The sequence below is a fragment of the Frateuria hangzhouensis genome (assembly GCF_026410505.1).
In the GTDB taxonomy this organism is placed as follows: domain Bacteria; phylum Pseudomonadota; class Gammaproteobacteria; order Xanthomonadales; family Rhodanobacteraceae; genus Frateuria_A; species Frateuria_A hangzhouensis.
On sequence record NZ_JAPMIU010000012.1, the window covers coordinates 1 to 17743 of the forward strand.

13 protein-coding genes are annotated in these 17743 nt (G+C 67.5%); 7 read left to right on the top strand and 6 right to left on the bottom strand.

Going from position 1 to position 17743, the window contains the following annotated elements:
• Positions 1–121 precede the first annotated feature (121 nt).
• From OSC30_RS12950 to OSC30_RS12965, 4 genes are read right to left on the bottom strand one after another with little or no spacing between them, the layout of a single operon-like run.
• Complete coding sequence (locus OSC30_RS12950; RefSeq protein WP_267172281.1) at positions 122–742, bottom strand: PqiC family protein; 621 nt, start codon at positions 740–742, stop codon at positions 122–124.
• Positions 739–2418 carry a PqiB family protein gene (locus OSC30_RS12955; protein ID WP_267172282.1) on the bottom strand — a complete coding sequence of 560 codons (1680 nt, stop codon included), beginning with the start codon at positions 2416–2418 and terminating at the stop codon, positions 739–741. Before OSC30_RS12955 ends, OSC30_RS12950 begins: the two co-directional genes overlap by 4 nt.
• A complete protein-coding gene (locus tag OSC30_RS12960; protein WP_267172283.1) occupies positions 2411–3031 on the bottom strand; it encodes a paraquat-inducible protein A in 621 nt (206 codons plus the stop codon). Before OSC30_RS12960 ends, OSC30_RS12955 begins: the two co-directional genes overlap by 8 nt.
• The gene (locus OSC30_RS12965; RefSeq protein WP_267172284.1) at positions 3028–3702 is read right to left on the bottom strand and encodes a paraquat-inducible protein A; all 675 of its coding nucleotides are present in this window, start codon (positions 3700–3702) and stop codon (positions 3028–3030) included. The genes OSC30_RS12960 and OSC30_RS12965 overlap by 4 nt, the downstream gene beginning before the upstream one ends.
• A 159-nt stretch (positions 3703–3861) precedes the next feature.
• Here OSC30_RS12965 and trxA point away from each other — a divergent pair, with 159 nt between their 5' ends.
• Both trxA and OSC30_RS12975 read left to right on the top strand, forming a co-directional pair.
• Positions 3862–4725, top strand: coding sequence for a thioredoxin (gene trxA, locus OSC30_RS12970; protein WP_267172285.1), 864 nt, complete (start codon positions 3862–3864; stop codon positions 4723–4725).
• Between the two features lie 283 nt (positions 4726–5008).
• Entirely contained in the window at positions 5009–5473 is a 465-nt protein-coding gene (locus OSC30_RS12975) for a DUF4442 domain-containing protein (protein WP_267172286.1), read from the top strand.
• An 8-nt stretch (positions 5474–5481) separates the two neighbouring features.
• Here the strand turns inward: OSC30_RS12975 and OSC30_RS12980 are convergent, their stop codons facing one another.
• The gene (locus OSC30_RS12980) at positions 5482–6138 is read right to left on the bottom strand and encodes a hypothetical protein (RefSeq protein WP_267172287.1); all 657 of its coding nucleotides are present in this window, start codon (positions 6136–6138) and stop codon (positions 5482–5484) included.
• Positions 6139–6140: 2 nt separating this feature from the next.
• Positions 6141–6659 (bottom strand): RNA polymerase sigma factor, encoded by a 519-nt coding sequence (locus OSC30_RS12985; protein WP_267172288.1) that lies wholly within the window; start codon positions 6657–6659, stop codon positions 6141–6143.
• A 103-nt stretch (positions 6660–6762) separates the two neighbouring features.
• On the opposite strand from OSC30_RS12985, the gene OSC30_RS12990 reads away from it, so the two are divergent.
• The 5 genes from OSC30_RS12990 (at position 6763) to OSC30_RS13010 (ending at position 17689) form a co-directional block, all read left to right on the top strand.
• Complete coding sequence (locus tag OSC30_RS12990; RefSeq protein ID WP_267172289.1) at positions 6763–7416, top strand: DUF502 domain-containing protein; 654 nt, start codon at positions 6763–6765, stop codon at positions 7414–7416.
• Between the two features lie 86 nt (positions 7417–7502).
• Positions 7503–9302, top strand: coding sequence for a M14 family metallopeptidase (locus OSC30_RS12995; protein ID WP_267172290.1), 1800 nt, complete (start codon positions 7503–7505; stop codon positions 9300–9302).
• 167 nt (positions 9303–9469) lie between these two features.
• Positions 9470–11581, top strand: coding sequence for a M13 family metallopeptidase (locus OSC30_RS13000; protein ID WP_267172291.1), 2112 nt, complete (start codon positions 9470–9472; stop codon positions 11579–11581).
• Positions 11582–12066: 485 nt separating this feature from the next.
• Positions 12067–14955: a TonB-dependent receptor gene (locus OSC30_RS13005; RefSeq protein ID WP_267172292.1), complete on the top strand. Its 2889-nt coding sequence runs from the start codon at positions 12067–12069 to the stop codon at positions 14953–14955.
• 433 nt (positions 14956–15388) lie between these two features.
• Positions 15389–17689 (top strand): catecholate siderophore receptor Fiu, encoded by a 2301-nt coding sequence (locus OSC30_RS13010; RefSeq protein WP_267172293.1) that lies wholly within the window; start codon positions 15389–15391, stop codon positions 17687–17689.
• The last annotated feature ends 54 nt before the right edge of the window (positions 17690–17743 follow it).

Genomic DNA, 17743 nt, shown 5'->3' on the forward strand with positions numbered 1-17743 from the left:
GGCCAGATCGATTGCAATGGTCGTAATCTTGCTCATGACTCGCCCTCCGCATGTGACGGTGAAAGCGTTATCTCACCGCTGGCGCCATGACGCCTAAGTGCGCGGGGGCGAGTCCATGTGATTACGGGCACGTGGACGCCTGCCCGGCGGCGACCGGGCCGGCCACCCGGGCGATCTGCCCGGCAAGGGCCGCCAGCGCGCGCTGGTGGCCCTCGACCAGTGCACCGTAACCGGCCCCGACCGGCTCGCGGACCTGGCTGGTGCAGGCGAGCATGGCCTCGCCCTGCAATTGCCGCACGCTCCAGGCGGCATCGACCAGCGCGTAGTCGCCCGGCACCGAGTCGAAGCGACGCAGGTCGACCTTGATGCGCAACCGCGGCTTGCCGCCGCTGGCCAGCCCGGTCACGTCCGCGGCATGCAGCGCCTGCGCGAGATCGGCCGACAGCGCGCCGCGGACCTCGTCGGCCAGCGGCGCGATCCAGCGTTCGCCCGAGAGCGGTGCCACGCCCTGCCCGCCCTGGCGGATCACCAGTTGCGGCTGGTCGACCTGGGCCGGGATGCCTACTGGCATCAACTCGAACTGGAACGCCGCCGCGGACCCGTTGGCGCTCCCGGCAGCAGGCGCTACCGGCACGCCCGCCCGGGCAGGCGCCATCAACGTGTAATAGCGCGCCGGCTCGGAGGCACAGGCGGCCAGTCCCAGCGCCAGCGCGGCGGCCAGCAGGTGTCGCGTGCGGATCATGGCTTGCTCCCTTGCCGGGTGGGCGGATGGGCGCGCTCGGGTGGCGGCGGGTCGTCCGGGCGGCCGCGGATCAGCGCCTCCGGATGCACGCCCAGGTAATCGGTCAGCGCGCGCAGCGAGCGCGCCATCCGGCGCAGCTCGCCCAGCGTGCTGCCCAGGTTCTGCTGCAACGGCGAATCGGCCGACAGTGCGTTGCCGGCGCTGCCCAGCGTGTGCTGCGCACTTTCGAGCGTGCCCCTGAGCTGCGGCAACACCTGGCCATTGACCTGCTCGAGTGTGCGGTCCAGCTCCGCCAGCGTCCGGTCGAGGTTGTGGCCGATGCTGTCGAACGGGATCTTCTGCACCTTGGTCACGATGTCGGCCAGTTGCTCCTGCAATTTATCGAAGCTGCCGGGCGCGGTGGGCAGGTCGATCGGCGTCGACTCCATGTCGAACGGGGCCTTTGCCGCCTTGGGCACGAAGTCCAGTGCGATGTAGAGCTGGCCGGTCAGCAGGTTGCCGGTACGCGCCTGCGCGCGCAGGCCGTGCGCCACCAGCGGGGCGAACATGCGGCCCAGGTCGACCCGGCCGTCTTTGGTGCCGGCCTGCGCGGCCAGCTTGTCGTAGGCCTGGCCCAGCCGCTGCGGGTAGATCACCGCACCGACGGTTACCGGGAAGCGCTCGTGCTTCGCGTCGTAGTCGAGGTTGATCGACACCACGCGGCCGATGTTCATGCCCAGGAACTCCACCGGCGCGTCGACCGCCAGCCCGCGCAGCGTTTGGTTGAAGCGCATGCGGATGTAGCGCGGCGGGCCGTCCGGCGGCGACATCGCGGTCGCCTCGTCGCCGAACAGCGTGAAGTCGGCATCCTCGGCAGCGGGCGAATCGTCATGCGGCCCCTTCGGCTCGGCGAAGGCGACGCCGCCGGCGATCACCGTGGCCAGCGACTGCGTGTTGAGCTTCAGGCCGTTGGCGCCCAGCGACACATCCACGCCGCTGGCGTTCCAGAAGCGCGTATCCCGGGTGACGAAGCGGTCGTTCGGCCCGTCGACGAAGATGCGCAGCGACACGCCCTTGCCGTCCTTGTCCAGCGTATAGGACACCACGCGGCCCACCTGGATGCGCCGGTAGTAGACCGGCGAGCCGATATCGAGCGAGCCGAGGTCGTCGGTGTGCAATTGGAAGCTCTTCCCCGGCGCACCGTTCAACACGGCCGGCGGCATCTCCAGGCCGGTGAATTCGTACTGTTCTTCCTTCGAGTCGCCCACGTCGGCGCCGATGAAGGCGCCCGACAGCAACGTGTCGACGCCAGACACCCCGCCCAGCCCGATGCGCGGGCGCACCACCCAGTAGCGCGTGCCCTTGGTAGCGAAACCGTCGGCGCTCTTGTTGAGCGCCACCTTTACCCGCACCCGCTCGCGGTCGTCCGACAGCTCCAGCCCGGTGACCTTGCCGATCACCACGTTCTTGTACTTGACCGTGGTCTTGCCCGCCTCCAGCCCTTCGGCGGTCTGGAAGGTGATGCTGATGTCCGGCCCTGCCTGCAGCCAGGCGTGCACTACCAGCGAAAGGCCCACCAGTGCCGCCAGCACCGGCACCAGCCAGATCAGCGAAAGGCTGAAGCGGTGCTTGCGCACCACCGGTTCGGGCAAGTCGTCGCGCGGCGCCTGTCCGGTGCCCGGCGTCTGCTCAGTCATGGTCGGGTCCATCCCACATCAGTCGAGGATCGAAACTCATCGAGGCGAACATCGTAAGTATCACGGTCAGGCCGAAGAACACCACGCCGGGCAGCGGCTCGACCTGGCTGAAGAAGCCGAAGCGCACCAGCGCGGTAAGCAATGCCACCACGAACACGTCCAGCATCGACCAGTAGCCGATCACCTCGACCGCGCGATACAGCTTGGCGCGCTGGCGCAGCGCCCAGTCGCTGTCGCGCTGGGTGGTCACCAGCAGCGTGCCCAGCACCAGGAACTTGGTCATCGGCACCACGATCGAGGCGGTGAACACGATCACTGCCAGGCTCGGCGAGCCCTTCACCCACAGCTCCACCACGCCGCTGATGATGGTGTTGTCGTCGGCGTCGCCCAGGCTCATCGTGCGCATGATCGGCAGCACGTTGGCCGGGATGTACAGGATGAACGCGGCGATCAGCAGTGCCCAGGTACGCCCGAGGCTGCCCTGCTTGCGCCGGTGCAACGCCGCGCCGCAGCGCGGGCAGGCAGCATCATCGCCCGCCGGCTCGCGACAAACCAGGCCGCACACGTGGCAGCCGATGATTCCCAGCTCGTGCGCGCGCGGGGCGGCGCTCACGCGTCCGGCTCCGTCGCGTCCCACAGCCGGCGCAGGTCGATGCCGGAAAAGATCGTGATCAGCAGCGTCAGCACGCCGTAGGCCCAGATGCCCGGGTCCGCCTGCACGTCGAAGTACGCGCGCGCCTTGACGATGGACACCAGCGCGCCGAGCACGAATACCTCGGTCATGGTCCACGGCTGCAGGTAGTGCAGCGTGCGCATGATGGGCGCGAAGCCCGGCGCGCGGCGGCCGTCGCGGGCGAACAGCAACACCCAACCCAGCATCAGCATCTTGTTGAGCGGAAAGAAGAAAAGCGTGGCCGCCGCAACCACCGAGACCACCTGCGAGCTCTGCTCCCACATCGTCAGGATCATGCCCCACAGCGTGGCGCTGCTCTGCTGCGCGCCCAGGCCCAGGGTCACCACCGGCCAGACGTTGGCGATCACGAACACGATCAGCGCAGTGAGCACCAGCGCCAGCATGCCGCCGGCATCGAGCGCGTGCCAGCGGGCCAGCAAGGCGCCACAGCGCACGCAGCGGATCTCCTCGCCGGGCGCCAGCGGGCGGCTGCGGTGGACCGTATCGCAGTGCTCGCAGATCAGCAGCGCGGCGGCTGGCGCGCGCACCTGTCCGTGCGCGACGTCGTCCGCGTCGCCGGTGCCTGCGAGGCCGTGCCCTGGCGTACTCATCGGCTCATTCTCGCAAATTGGACACAAGGGAGCGCGAAGCTTTGCATCTTCGCAGCCGCGCCTGCGCTCCCTCGCGTGGAAAGCGGCGACGAGACGGGTGGTGCACTTGATATGCTGGCCGACGCCCCGACCTGAACCGTTCCCTTGCAGGAGACTCCCGTGACCGACGCCGTCCAAGCCCACGTTTTCGACATCGACACGGCCAACTTCGAAACCGAGGTGCTGCGCGCGTCGATGACCACGCCGGTACTGGTCGATTTCTGGGCGCCCTGGTGCGGCCCCTGCAAGACCCTTGGACCGATGCTGGAAAAGCTCGCCGCCGAGTACAACGGCGCGTTCCGGCTGGGCAAGGTGGACGTGGACAACAACCAGGAGCTGGCCGCGATGTTCGGCGTCCGCTCCATCCCCACCGTGATGATGGTCAAGGACGGGCAACTGCTCGATGGTTTCGCCGGCGCACTGCCCGAGGGCCAGTTGCGCGAATTCCTGTCGCGCCACGTGCAGCCGCTGGAGGGCGATGCACCGGCCGAGCCGGAAGCGGACGCGCCGGAAGACCCCGCGCAGGCGATCAACCGCCTGCAGCAGGAAATCGCCGCCGACGCCGACCGCCCCGAACTCAAGCTCGACCTCGCCCTGGCGCTGATGCGCAATGGCCAGGCCGAGGCTGCCGAGTCGGAACTCAACGCGCTGCCCGCCAACCTGGCCACCGACGCCCGCGCCGTGCGCCTGCGCAGCCAGCTGGACCTGGCCCGCGCGCTGGAAGGCGCGCCCGCGCTGGCCGAACTGCGCCAGCGCGTGCAGGCCGACCCGGCTGACTGGGCCGCGCGCGACCTGCTCGGCGTGCGCCTGCTGCTGGAAGACGATCCGGCCGCCGGGCTGGACCAGTTCCTGGCGATCCTGGAGAAAGCCCGCGACTGGAGCGACGGCGCCGCGAAGAAGCGCCTGCTGGCTGCCTTCGCCACGCTGGACGACGCCGAACTGGTCGGCCGCTACCGCCGCCGCATGGCCTCGCTGCTGTTCTGACCCTGAGGCGTGTGCCTGCAGGGACCTCGAAAACGCGCTGAAGATGCCGGCCCCGCCCGCCGTGCGGGAAACCTGTAGGAGCCCACTTGTGGGCGATGCTTCCGGCTTTAGATGTGCACCAGAACAAATGCATCGCCCACAAGTGGGCTCCAACGGACGGGTGATGTCCCGATCCGCCAGTTCGGTTCGCGATCAAAGATGGCACCGGGTCAGCGGAGTTTTTCGGGGTCTCGCCCATACGCGCGCGTACGTTAGACTGGCGCTTTCCCCGCCAAGCCCACCCATGCGCCCCGCCACCTTCCGCCGCCTGCTCAACCTCTGGCCGCCGTTCCTGTTCAACAGCATTCGCGTGCTGCACCTGGCCGAGGACTGGAGCGAGGCTCGCGTGGCGCTGCGGCTGCGCCCGTGGAACCGCAACTACGTGCGCAGCCAGTTCGGCGGCAACCTGTTCTCGATGACCGACCCGTTCTGGATGCTGCTGGCGATGCACAAGCTGGGCAGCGACTACTACGTGTGGGACAAGGCCGGCGCGATCGACTTCGTGGCACCCGGCCGCGAAGACGTCTTCGCATCGTTCCACCTCGATGAGGCTACCGTCGAAGAACTGCGCACGGCCGCCGCCGGCGGCGAGAAGGTGCTGCGCTGGTTCGAAACCGAGGTCGCTACCGCCTCGGGCGACGTCGTCGCCCGCGTGCGCAAGCAGCTCTACGTGCGACTCAAGCCCAAGGCGCGCGCCGACCAGGGCTGAAACCCACGCTACCCATCGCGCTCGAAGCAGGCGATCTCCTCGAGCGCCGCTTCGGCCTTGCGCACCGCCTTGCCAGCGGCGTTGTCGGTGATCCAGCGCATGCGTCCGGTCCAGTGCGCAAGCAACACCACCATCAGTACCAGCGCCAGCGAAATCCAGCCGCATATCACCAGCCAGCCCACGAAGGCGGGCCAGCGGGCCCAGACATCGACGCCGATTTCCCAGTGGATCTCCATCAGCAGCAGGGGAATCCACACGAAGCTGCCGACTACCGCGAACACCGGTGCCTCGATCCGCACGCGCCATGCACGCAGCTGTGCGAGGCGCCGCTGGATATCGAGCACCGGCGCGGTGTAGTCGATCTCCAGCACTAGGTGGAGGATGCGGCCGGCGAACGCGACCATGACGATGCCGAACACCTGCACGGTCACGCCCAGCACGATCCGGTGCAGTGTCTCCAGATGGCCGGCCCAATAGGCCGTGCCGAGCAGCATGAAGAGCACGCCGAAGGCGATCTGGATCGCCTGGCCCCACACCAGCGGCCGCAGGCCGTGGCGCAGCTTGTCCAGCCGCCGCTCGCGGTAAAGCCTGAGGTTGAGCGCCTGTTGCCGATCCAGCCGCTGGTTGAGCTGTTGCCAGGCCAGCTTCATCTCGTCCAGTTCCATGATCACGCTCCGGTGGTGGCCGCGGGCGCCATCCGGCCGCGCAGCCGTTGCTTGATACGGCCGATCTTCGTGGCCACGTTGGTTTCGCTGATGCCCAGCACCTGGGCGATCTCGGCGTAGCTGCGATCTTCCAGATACAGCAGGATCAACGCGCGATTGAGCGGATCGAGCTGCCCGATGAAGGCATGGAGCGCCGCCAACCGCTCGTCCGGCTGCGCCACGTCCGCTTCGCCGGGCAGTTCCAGATGCGCGGCGTCGAGCGGCTCCAGGGGTTCCCCGCGATTGGCCCGACGGGCGTGCGAGATGGCCACGTTGAGCGCCACGCGGTACATCCAGGTCGAGAATTTCGCGCGCGCGGCGTCGTAGTGGCCGAAGGAGCGCCACAACTGCACCGCGATCTCCTGCGCCAGATCGTCACGATCCGCGCTGCCGCGGGCATAGGCGCGAGCGATCTTGAACACGATGCCGCGGTGTTCCTGCAGCAGCGTCTCGAACTGGCGTTGTCGGTGGCGGTCGGTCATGGCGTGACGGGATCCCTTTCCCCCATGATTCGCGACCCGCGGGAAAAAATCACACACGCGGTGCGGCCTACAATGCATGCCGCACCTCCGCCTGCGAACCGCCATGCCGCGCCTGCGCCTCAAACGCTACCTGATTACCGGACTGCTGACCTTTATCCCGCTGTGGGTCACCTGGACGGTGTTCCGGCTCGTGCTGGGCTTCCTGGCCGGCATCGGTGCGCCCATGGTGGCCGCCGCGCTCGGTGCCCTGGCGCTGGTGGCGCCGCAGACGGCCACGGCGCTGGGCGATGCCTGGCTGACCTCGATCCTGGCGCTGCTGATCACCCTGCTGGCGCTCTACCTGCTTGGCTTCCTGGCCAGCCGCGTGATCGGCCAGCGGTTGCTGGATGCATTCGACACGCTGTTGCAGCGCATCCCGCTGGTGCAGACCATCTACGGCGGCACCAAGAAGCTGATGGCGGTGCTGCAGCAGAAACCTTCGGGCGTGCAGCGGGTGGTACTGGTCGACTTTCCGCACCCGGGTACCAAGGTGATCGGCTTCGTCACGCGGCTGATGACCGAAGAGCGCTCCGGCCGCGAGATGGCGGCGGTGTTCGTGCCGACCACGCCCAACCCCACCGGCGGCTTCCTGCTGACCCTGCCGGTGGACGCGGTCACCCCTACCGACTGGACCATGGACCAGGGCATGGCCTTCATCATTTCCGGTGGCGCGGTCGCACCCGATACGCTACCGGCGGTCGACCGCAAGCCGCTGTAGGAGCGCGCGCACCCGTGCGCGGCTCCGCCGGCGTTGATGCTTCATTGGCCTTTCGCGCACGAGTGCGCTCCTACATAGGGATAAGCATGCCCCGCTGGACTTTCCTCCTGCTGCTTCTGCTTTCGGCCACCGCCGCCCATGCCGCCGACTGGACCACCCCAGCGGAGGCTTCGCACTTCCGCACCACGCCCAGCTACGCCGACACGCTCGGCTACCTCGAGCGGCTGCAGCAAGCCGCGCCGGACAAGATCCGGCTGGCCACCTTCGGCACCACGCCCGAAGGCCGGCCGATGACGGTGGTGATCGCCAGCGGCGACGGCGCTTTTTCGCCCGAGGCCGCGCGCGCCGCGCACAAGCCGGTGGTGCTGCTGCAGGCGGGCATCCATCCGGGCGAGATCGAAGGCAAGGATGCCGGCCTGATGCTGCTGCGCGATTTCGCCGTCACCGGCAAGCTGCCGCATCTGCTCGATCATGCCGTGCTGGTGTACATCCCGGTGTTCAGCGTGGACGGCCACGAGAACGCCTCGCCCTATCACCGGATCAACCAGAACGGCCCGCAAAGCATGGGCTTCCGCGGCCAGTCGCAGTACCTCAACCTCAACCGGGACTACGTCAAGGCCGACGCGCCGGAAATGCGTGCCTGGCTGAAGCTCTGGCAGCGCTGGCTGCCGGATTTCCTGATCGACGTGCACACCACCGACGGCGCGGACTACCAGTACGACCTGACCTGGTACACCGAGGATCCGCACAAGCTCGATCCCGGCGTGGCCGCCTGGCAGCACGCGCTGATGGACACGGCGATCCCCGACTACGAGGCGCGCGGCCACCTGGCCTCGATCTACCTGGAATTCAAGGACGGCCGCGATCCGCGCAAGGGCATCGCCAACTTCGGCTCCGGCCCGCGCTTCTCCACCGGCTACGCCGCGCTGCAGGATCGGCCCGCGCTGCTGATCGAAACGCACATGCTCAAGCCCTACGAGGTGCGGGTGCGAGCGGTATACGACCTGGTCGACGTGCTGCTCGAGCGCATCGGCAGCCACCCGGATGCCCTGGCCAGGACCACCGCCTCGGCCGATGCCCGCACCATCGCTCGCGCGCACGATCCGTCCGCGCGGGCGGCGCTCACCTTCAAGCCTGACCCGGCCTCCACGCCGTACGCGTTCAAGGGCTATGCCTTCACGCTTACCCACAGCGAGGTCTCGGACAGCGAGTGGATCCGCTACGACCCCGCCCAGCCGCGCACCTTCACCATCCCGAACTGGAACGGCCTGCTGCCGGACGTCTCCGTTGCCATACCGGCGGCCTATGCGATCCCGGCGCCATGGACCGTCGTGATCGACCGCCTCGACGCGCACGGCATCACCTACCGCCGGCTGGCGCAGGCGACCCGGGTCAGCGCGCAGGGGTACCAGCTCGAACAGCCGCGCTGGGCGACCCGCCCGTTCGAGGGCCACCTGATGTTGCGCGACGTCCAGGTCCATCCGGTACCCCGCGAGGTGACCCTGCCGGCCGGCTCGGTGATCGTGCCGCTGGACCAGCGCGCCGCCAACGTGGCCATCGAGCTGCTCGAGCCGCAGGCGCCGGACTCGCTGCTGCGCTGGGGCTACCTGGATGCCATCTTCGAGCCCAAGGAATACGGCGAACCGCGCGTGGTGGAAAAGCTCGCCCGCCAGATGCTGGCGGCCGACCCGGCGCTCAAGGCCGCGTTCGGGCAAAAGCTGCAGCAGGACCGCGCTTTCGCTGCCGATCCCCGCGCACGGCTGATGTTCTTCTTCGAGCGCTCGCCCTGGTATGCGGCCCAGCACGTGGGCGCCTATCCGGTGTTGCGGTTGAGCGAGGCGCAGTGGAAGGCGCTGGCCGGGTTGCCGGGGGCGAAGGACAAGTAGCGACGGCGCAAGCGCGAAAGTCCCTTTGTCCCTCGCCCCACCCCTGACCTTTGACACTGTCTGGCCCATGACTCATGGCCTAGCGTGGCCGGTCGTGGCCGCGCCGTGAGGGGACGTGGCCGGCGACAACGCAACCGCCCACGGGCGAACCACACAGAGGGATACCCATGTCCAAGCAGTACCTGAAGCCGCTGGCGCTCGCGGTGAGCCTGGCGCTTTCGCTGACCGCGTGCGGCAAGCACGACTCCGACCAGAACTCCGCGGCAACGCCCGCCTCCGCCGGCACGACCGCGATGGCCGGCGCGCCCAAGACCGTGTTCGACGTCAGCGAGCTCGGTTCGATGGACCAGGCCTGCACGGATTTCAACCAGTTCGTCAATGCCAAGTGGGTCGACGCCAACCCGATCCCGTCCGACCGCACCCGTTGGGGCGCCTTCGACCAGTTGGCCGAGGCCAGCCTGAGCACCCAGCACGACATCGTCGAGAACGCTGCCAAGAACGCGGCAGGTGCGCAGGCCGGCTCGATCAAGCAGAAGATCGGCTACCTGTACTCCGCAGGCATGGACGAGGCCGCCATCGAGAAGGCGGGCTTCGACCCGATCAAGCCCAAGCTCGACGCCATCGCCGGCCTGAAGAACGGCCAGGACGTGGCCGAGTACCTCAACAAGAGCTTCAGCAACGGTGACATGCAGGTGTTCTCCTTCGGCGCCAGCGCCGACTTCCAGCATGCCGAAACGCAGATCGGCTACGCCTTCCAGAGCGGCCTGGGCCTGCCGACCAAGGACTACTACACCGACCCGAAGCACGCCGACAAGCGCGCGGCCTACCTCGACTACATCGCCAAGACGCTCCAGCTCACCGGCGTGAGCGCGGCCGATGCCAAGAAGCAGGCCGACCAGGTGCTGGCGTTCGAGACCAAGCTGGCCGACGCCTCGTTCGCGCCGGTCGAGCTGCGCACCCCGGAGCACCAGTACCACTTCGTCAGCGTCAAGGAAGCGGACAAGATCACCCCGCACTTCAGCTGGGAGAAGTTCTTCGACGCCCAGGGCGTGAAGATCGACAAGGGCTTCTCGCTGTCGCAGCCGAAGTTCTTCGCCGAGTTCGACAAGCTGCTGGCCAAGGCGCCGATCGGGCAGTGGCAGGCCTACCTGCGCTTCCACGTCATCGACGACGCCTCGCCGCTGCTGACCAAGGCCTTCCAGGACAACAAGTTCGACTTCTACGGCAAGACCCTTTCCGGCCAGCCGGAGCAGAAGCCGCGCTGGAAGCGTGTGCTGGGCGCGGTCAACAACTCGATGGGCATGGCCCTGGGCGAGCTCTACGTCGACAAGATGTTCAAGCCCGAAGCGAAGGAGCGCGCGCAGGTGCTGGTCGACAACGTGCGCAACGCCCTGAAGGCGCGCATCGAGAACCTCGACTGGATGAGCCCGGAAACCAAGGCCAAGGCCATCGCCAAGTGGAACACCTTCCTGCCCAAGATCGGCTACCCGGAAAAGTGGCGTGACTGGTCCGGCCTGGACATCAAGTCGGGCGACTACTACGGCAACGTGATGGCCGCCGCCAAGTACAACTACGAGTACGACATCAACAAGATCGGCAAGCCGACCGACCGCAAGGAATGGGGCATGACCCCGCAGACGGTCAATGCGTACTACAACCCGACCGACAACACGATCAACTTCCCGGCCGCGATCCTGCAGCCGCCGTTCTTCTATGCCAACGGCGACGACGCGATCAACTACGGCGGCATCGGCGCGGTGATCGGCCACGAGGCCAGCCACGGCTTCGACGACGAGGGCAGCCAGTTCGACGGCCAGGGCAACAACGTCAACTGGTGGACCAAGGAAGACCGCGCCAAGTTCGACGCCCGCGCCGACAAGCTGATTGCGCAGTTCAACGCCTACACGCCCATCAAGGACAAGCCCGACGCACACGTCAACGGCAAGCTGACCCTGGGCGAGAACATCGGCGACCTGGGTGGCCTGAACGCGGCCTACGACGCGCTGCAGGCGGCACTGAAGCAGAACCCGGACGAAGCCGGCGGCAAGATCGATGGCTACACCCAGGACCAGCGGTTCTTCCTCAACTGGGCCCGCGTGTGGCGCGGCAGCATCCGCGAGAAGGAAGCGCTGCTGCGGCTGAACACCGATCCGCACGCACCGGCCTCGCTGCGCGCGATCGGCGCCCCGTCGAACATGGAAGCCTTCGCTACCGCGTTCCAGTGCAAGCCGGGCGCTCCGATGGTCCGCTCCGGCGACAAGCAGGTGAAGATCTGGTAATTCCGCTCCCTCCCCTCCGGGGAGGGAATCGGCCCAGCTTCGAGCCAAAAGGCCCCGCCCCGGCGGGGCCTTTTTTTTATGCCGCGCCCCTGTCGGAAACCCCGAAAGCTTCCGACGCCCACGGTAGGAGCCCACTTGTGGGCGATGCTTTTGGCGGTGCAATCAGGTGCAAGGGCATCGCCCACAAATGGGCTCCTGCAAAAAGCGTCGCACGAAGGGAGTTATTCGAGGTTCCCTGTAGGAGCGCCCCTGGGCGCGACCGCCAGCCCCGACAGCGTCCCGATCACCCGCCAGCGCGGCCGCACCCAGGGCCAACCCTGCAAAGGCCAGGCGCCATCGGCGCGGCGAGCCCCTACTGCCGGACGTCCGTCCGGCCTATGGCGCCCGTCCCGGAAATTGCTTTACCTTCGGCAACGTCTGCCGTAGGGGGCGACAGGCGAAGTTGTTTGGTCGAACAAAACAATCAACTTAGCCGGGGAGTAACAATGAAACCGAATACTCGTCGCAACGCGCTTGCGTCGGCGCTGGCGCTCGCCATCGCCGCCATTGCCCTGCCAGCCTTCGCGCAGGACACCACCTCCGATACCGCCAACCCGCAACAGGCCACCAAGCTGGAGACCATCGAGGTGACCGGCTCGCGCATCAAGGGCGCCGACATGGCCACCCAGGTGCCCGTGGTCACCATCACCTCGGCCGACATCGAGAAGACCGGCCTGACCAGCATCGGCGACATCCTGCAGCAGCTGTCCTCTTCCGGTTCGGCGCTCAACACCAAGTTCAACTCGGCCGGCAACTTCGGCTTTCCGCCGGACGGCAGCGGCGTGGGCTCGGGCTCGGCCACGCTGGACCTGCGCAACCTGGGCGCCAAGCGCGTGCTGGTGCTGGTCGACGGCATCCGCTGGGTGAACGAGAGCTCGGCCTCGGGCGTGTCCGCCGCGGTCGATCTCAACACCATTCCCGCCAGCATCATCGACCGCATCGAGATCCTGCAGGACGGCGCCTCGTCGCTGTATGGCTCCGACGCGATCGCCGGCGTGGTCAACATCATCACCAAGCGCTCGCAGGAAGGCGCGGCGGCCAACGTGTACTACGGCACCTACAACAACCGCAGCGGTGGCCAGACCACCAATGCCGACGTCTCCTTTGGCAACAAGGGCGAGCGGTTCGAGTTCTTCGTCGACTTCAGCTATCTCAAGCAGAAGGGCATCAAGTCCAGCGACTGGTCGCAGGCCAGTGCCGAATGCGTGCCGGGCACCGGCCTGGCCAACTGCAGCTCGGGCACGCCGACGGGTCGCTTCGACTTCATCGACCCGGACGGGGTCGAACACGACGTGACCTTGAACGGGCCGGTCGCCGGGCGGCCTTCCTTCCCGGCCGACTACCACGACTTCAGCACCGCCGACCGCTACAACTTCGCCACCCAGAACCTGCTGCTGACGCCGAACGAGCGCAAGGGCGTGTTCGCGCAGACCCGCTACAAGGTCACCGACAGCATCGCCTGGTACGCGCGCGGCCTGTACAACACCCGCACCTCGCTCAACCAGGCCGCGCCGGAACCGATCTTCCTCGGCCCGGGCGCCGGCACCGGCGGACTGGCCGACACGGTCGGCATCGACGCGACCAACCCCTACAACCCGTTGGGCTACACGCTCGACGCCGATCCGGCCAACGGCAACTTCGGGCTGTTCGCCCGTCGCCCGATCGAGGGCGGTCCGCGCCGCTACAGCCAGGACGTGGATACCTTCTACTTCGGCACCGGCCTGGAAGGCTCCTTCGGCGTGGGCGACCACGACTTCTACTGGGACGTGAACTACGCCAACGGCAACAACAAGGCCTCGCAGACAGTCACCGGCACCTACAACATCGCGCACATCCAGCGCGCGCTGGGCCCGGTGGCCGACTGCACCGGCCCCTGCGTGCCGCTGAACATCTTCGGCGGCCCGGGCACGATCACGCCGGAGATGCTGCAGTACATCCAGTACATCGAGCACGACACCAGCGACAACAAGATCAACCTGTGGACGGCCAACCTGTCCGGCGCGATCGTCGACCTGCCGGCCGGCCCGCTGGCCTTCGCCACCGGCTACGAGCACCGCCGCTACAGCGGCTCCTACCAGCCCGACGCGGTGGTGGTCGCCGGCGAGACCAACGGCGTGCCCTCGCTGCCGACCTCCGGCAGTTACTCGATCAACGAGTACTACCTGGAACTCAACGCGCCGCTGCTGAAGGACATGCCCGGCTTCAAGGCGCTGGACCTGTCCGCTGCCACGCGCTATTCGGACTATTCGACCTTCGGCGGCACCGTCAACAACAAGTTCGGCCTGCGCTGGCAGGTGTTCGACGACCTCACCCTGCGCGGCACCTGGGCCGAGGGCTTCCGCGCACCGACCATCGGCGAGGTGTTCGGCTCGCCGGCGCGCTTCGACGCCACCCTGCAGGATCCCTGCTCGGCGCCGATCGGCGACGCCACCACCGCCGCCAACTGCGCGACACTGGGGGTGCCAGCGGGCTATTCGCAGCCGAACTCGCAGATCTCGGTGCGCACCGGCGGCAGCGAGACGCTCGATCCGGAAACCTCGCGCAGCCTGACCTGGGGCGCGGTATACAGCCCGGGCTGGGCGATGGACACGGCGTGGTCGAGCAAGCTGGACTTCACGCTCGGCTATTACCGCATCGACCTCGACGACGCCATCCAGGCACCCGACGCACAGACCCAGCTCAACCGCTGCGTGGCCAGCGCCGACCTGGCGTCGGAGTTCTGCACCGGCATCCACCGCAACGCCACCGGCACCATCGACGCGTTCGACAATACGCTGCAGAACCTGGGCACCATCCACACCGACGGCTACGACTTCAGCGTCGCCTGGCGCGGGCCGGAAAGCGACATCGGTCAGTTCCGGGCGAACTGGAGCAGCACGTACGTGGCCAGCTACGTGGCACGCAGCGAATCCGGTGCGCAGGAGCCGCGCACGGTCGGTCTGGAGGTCACCGACAGCGCCATCCCGCGGCTGACCTCCAACGTCGGCCTGGGCTGGAGCATGGGTGGCTGGAGCGTGGACTACACGCTGCGCTACATCAGCGGCCTGCGTGAGGATTGCGCCGGCGCCGCCGGCTTCCCGATCTGCAACCACCCGGACGAGGTCGCACCGAACCGCCCCAACGGCACGCACTACCTGCCGTCGGTGACCTTCAGCGACCTGCGCGCCAGCTGGAAGCTACCCACGGCACTGGACCTGACCCTCACCGCCGGCATCAACAACCTGTTCAACAAGGAACCACCGATCTGCGTGTCCTGCTCGCTGAACGGCTACGACGCCTCCACCTACGACCTGCCCAGCCGCTTCACCTACGTGCAGGCCAGCGTGAAGTTCTGACCCGCCTCGCGCGGTCGATAAACGGGCCGCCCCGCGCGGCCCGTTTTTTTTGTCCTTCGCACGGATGGCCCGGAACAGTCGATGCTCCCCGGTACGCGACCGTCCTGTAGGAGCACACCCTGTGCGCGACTGCGCGGCACCGAGTGTGGCATGGCGGTCGCGCACAGGGTGCGCTCCTACAAGGGATCGCGCTAGCGAAAGGCCAATCTCGGCGCGTGTAAGGGTCCAGACGGATGCCGCCCCGCCTTGCCGGCTACCAAACGATCCGGCCCCGCCACCGAGTCTGCCGACACGTCCCCACCTCGCCACTCAATAGTTATTGCGAATCATTATTATTTAGATTAGATTCTCGAACTTCCCGCTGCAGCCCTCGCGGTCGACTCCGCTCCGCCACCAGCGCTCGGTTCCGATAAACAGCCTCGAAGGATTCCGCATGGCTTTCATCACCAGCCGCAAGCACCCTGTTCCGTCCCGCCTGGCACCGACCATGATGGCGGCCAGCCTGCTCGGCGTATCGCTCGGCGCCGCTGCCGCCGACGTGCCGCAGGTTGCCCAGGCCAGGACCCTGCCAGGCGTGCACGTGGAAGCGACGGCCGGCAGCGACTACCGCGTCGACCAGGTCGCCTCGCCCAAATTCACCCAGCCCCTGCTGGATACGCCCCAGACCATCAGCATCATCAGCAGGGAACTGATCGGGCAGCAGGGCGCCACCACACTGACCGAAGCGCTGCGCAACAGCCCGGGCGTGGGCACCTTCTACGTTGGCGAGAACGGCTCGACCAGCACGGGCGACGCGATCTACATGCGCGGCTTCGACACCTCCGGCAGCATCTTCGTCGATGGCGTGCGCGACCTGGGTTCGATCTCGCGCGACGTGTTCAACGTCGAGCAGGTGGAAGTGACCAAGGGCCCGGACGGCACCGAATACGGCCGCACGGCGCCCACTGGCGCAATCAACATGGTGAGCAAGCAGCCGCAACTGGGTCACGGCCTGAGCGCCTCGGTGTCCTACGGCAGCGGCCGGCACCAGCGCGCCACCGCCGACTGGAACCAGCAGCTCGGCAAGACGTCCGCCTTCCGACTCAACGTGATGGGCCAGGACAGTGGCGTGGCCGGCCGCGACGAAGTGCAGAACGATCGCTGGGGCCTCGCCCCCTCGCTGGCCTTCGGCCTGGGCACGCCCACCCGCGTCTACCTCGATGCGTTGCACGTCAAGCAGGCCAACGTGCCCGATGGCGGCGTCTCGACGATCGGCCTGCCCGGCTACAGCAGCCCCGACCCGCAGCGCCCGTTCATTGCGGACGCGCCCATGGTCGATGCGAGCAACTTCTACGGCACCGCGCAGGACCACGACGACGCCACCGCGGACATGTTCACCGCGATCGTCGAGCATGATTTCTCGCCCGACGTGGCCCTGCACAACACCACGCGCTGGGGCCGCACGCACCAGGAATACCTGCTGACCTCGTTCATGGCCAGCGCCGCCAACCTGGCCACGCCCGACCCGGCCGACCCTTCGTCTTGGACCGTGGCGCGCAGCAACCCCACCTTCAAGCACCAGTCGAACCGCATCCTGGCGAACCAGACCAACCTCACCGCGCTGATCGAATCGGGCGCGGTGATCCAGGCGATCAGCGCAGGTCTCGAGCTGTCGCAGGAGAAGGCAAGCGCGGTAGGCATGGGCGCCATCGGCGATTCGGCCTGGCCGGCGGCCGACCTGTACCACCCCGATCCGCGCGTCGGCGGGCTGGCCTACGGCCGCACCGGCGCCAACAGTTCGGGCAAGACCGACACCGTCGCGGCCTACATCTTCGATACGCTGAAATTCGGCGCCCGCTGGCAGGTCAACGCCGGCGTACGCCTGGATCACTACAACACCGATTTCTCCAGCATGGTGGCCTGCGGCGGCCGCCGCGGCCCCGACTGCGGCGGCCTGCCCGAAAGCAGCATCGTGCCCGGCGTGAATACGAAGACGAGCGGCAACCTGCCTAACTACAAGCTCGGGGTGCTCTACAAGCCGGCCGCCAACGGCAGCGTCTATGCCAACGTCGCGCAATCGCAGCAGCCGCCGGGTGGCAACACGCTGACCTTGAGCAGCTCGGCCAACAGCCTGGACAACCCCGATCTCGATCCGCAAAAGGCCCGCACCGTCGAACTGGGCACCAAATGGGACCTGCTCGGCAGCCGCCTGCTACTCACCGGCGCCGTGTACCGCACCACGGTGAGCAACGAATTGGTGCAGGATACGGTCGACACCTCGGTGTACTACCAGATCGGCAAGAAGCGGGTGCAGGGCGTGGAGATCACCGCCGTCGGCAAGTTGACCGACGACTGGGCCATCAGCGCCGGCTTCACCACCATGGACGCCAAGGTGGCCACCGGTACGCCCGTGGCCAATGACGGCTCCGATGCGCTCGCCTACACGCCCAAGAGCGCCTTCACCGCCTGGACCACCTACCACCTGCCGTTCGGCCTGATCGTCGGCGGCGGCGCGCGCTACGCCGGGCAGATGAAGCGCGGCCACGACGGCGCCCTCGGCACGCCGGCCTACACCGAGGCGTACTGGGTCTTCGATGCGATGGCCAGTTACCCGGTCAACAAACACGTCGACCTGCAGCTCAACCTCTACAACCTGTTCGACGAGGACTATGTCGCGGCCATCAACAAGAGCGGCTACCGTTACACCCCGGGCTCGCCGCGCGCGGCGATGCTGACGGCCAACATCCGCTTCTGAAGCGTCTCCCGAAGGGCCAGGCCGTGCGGGCGATCCGCCGGCCGGCTCCTTCAC

What these genes read in the sequence shown, in the direction of transcription:
- OSC30_RS12950 (WP_267172281.1), bottom strand. Translation starts at nt 742, where the DNA reads ATGATCCGCACGCGACACCTGCTGGCCGCCGCGCTGGCGCTGGGACTG.
- OSC30_RS12955 (WP_267172282.1), bottom strand. Translation starts at nt 2,418, where the DNA reads ATGACTGAGCAGACGCCGGGCACCGGACAGGCGCCGCGCGACGACTTG.
- OSC30_RS12965 (WP_267172284.1), bottom strand. Translation starts at nt 3,702, where the DNA reads ATGAGTACGCCAGGGCACGGCCTCGCAGGCACCGGCGACGCGGACGAC.
- OSC30_RS12975 (WP_267172286.1), top strand. Translation starts at nt 5,009, where the DNA reads ATGCGCCCCGCCACCTTCCGCCGCCTGCTCAACCTCTGGCCGCCGTTC.
- OSC30_RS12980 (WP_267172287.1), bottom strand. Translation starts at nt 6,138, where the DNA reads ATGGAACTGGACGAGATGAAGCTGGCCTGGCAACAGCTCAACCAGCGG.
- OSC30_RS12985 (WP_267172288.1), bottom strand. Translation starts at nt 6,659, where the DNA reads ATGACCGACCGCCACCGACAACGCCAGTTCGAGACGCTGCTGCAGGAA.
- OSC30_RS12990 (WP_267172289.1), top strand. Translation starts at nt 6,763, where the DNA reads ATGCCGCGCCTGCGCCTCAAACGCTACCTGATTACCGGACTGCTGACC.
- OSC30_RS12995 (WP_267172290.1), top strand. Translation starts at nt 7,503, where the DNA reads ATGCCCCGCTGGACTTTCCTCCTGCTGCTTCTGCTTTCGGCCACCGCC.
- OSC30_RS13000 (WP_267172291.1), top strand. Translation starts at nt 9,470, where the DNA reads ATGTCCAAGCAGTACCTGAAGCCGCTGGCGCTCGCGGTGAGCCTGGCG.
- OSC30_RS13005 (WP_267172292.1), top strand. Translation starts at nt 12,067, where the DNA reads ATGAAACCGAATACTCGTCGCAACGCGCTTGCGTCGGCGCTGGCGCTC.
- OSC30_RS13010 (WP_267172293.1), top strand. Translation starts at nt 15,389, where the DNA reads ATGGCTTTCATCACCAGCCGCAAGCACCCTGTTCCGTCCCGCCTGGCA.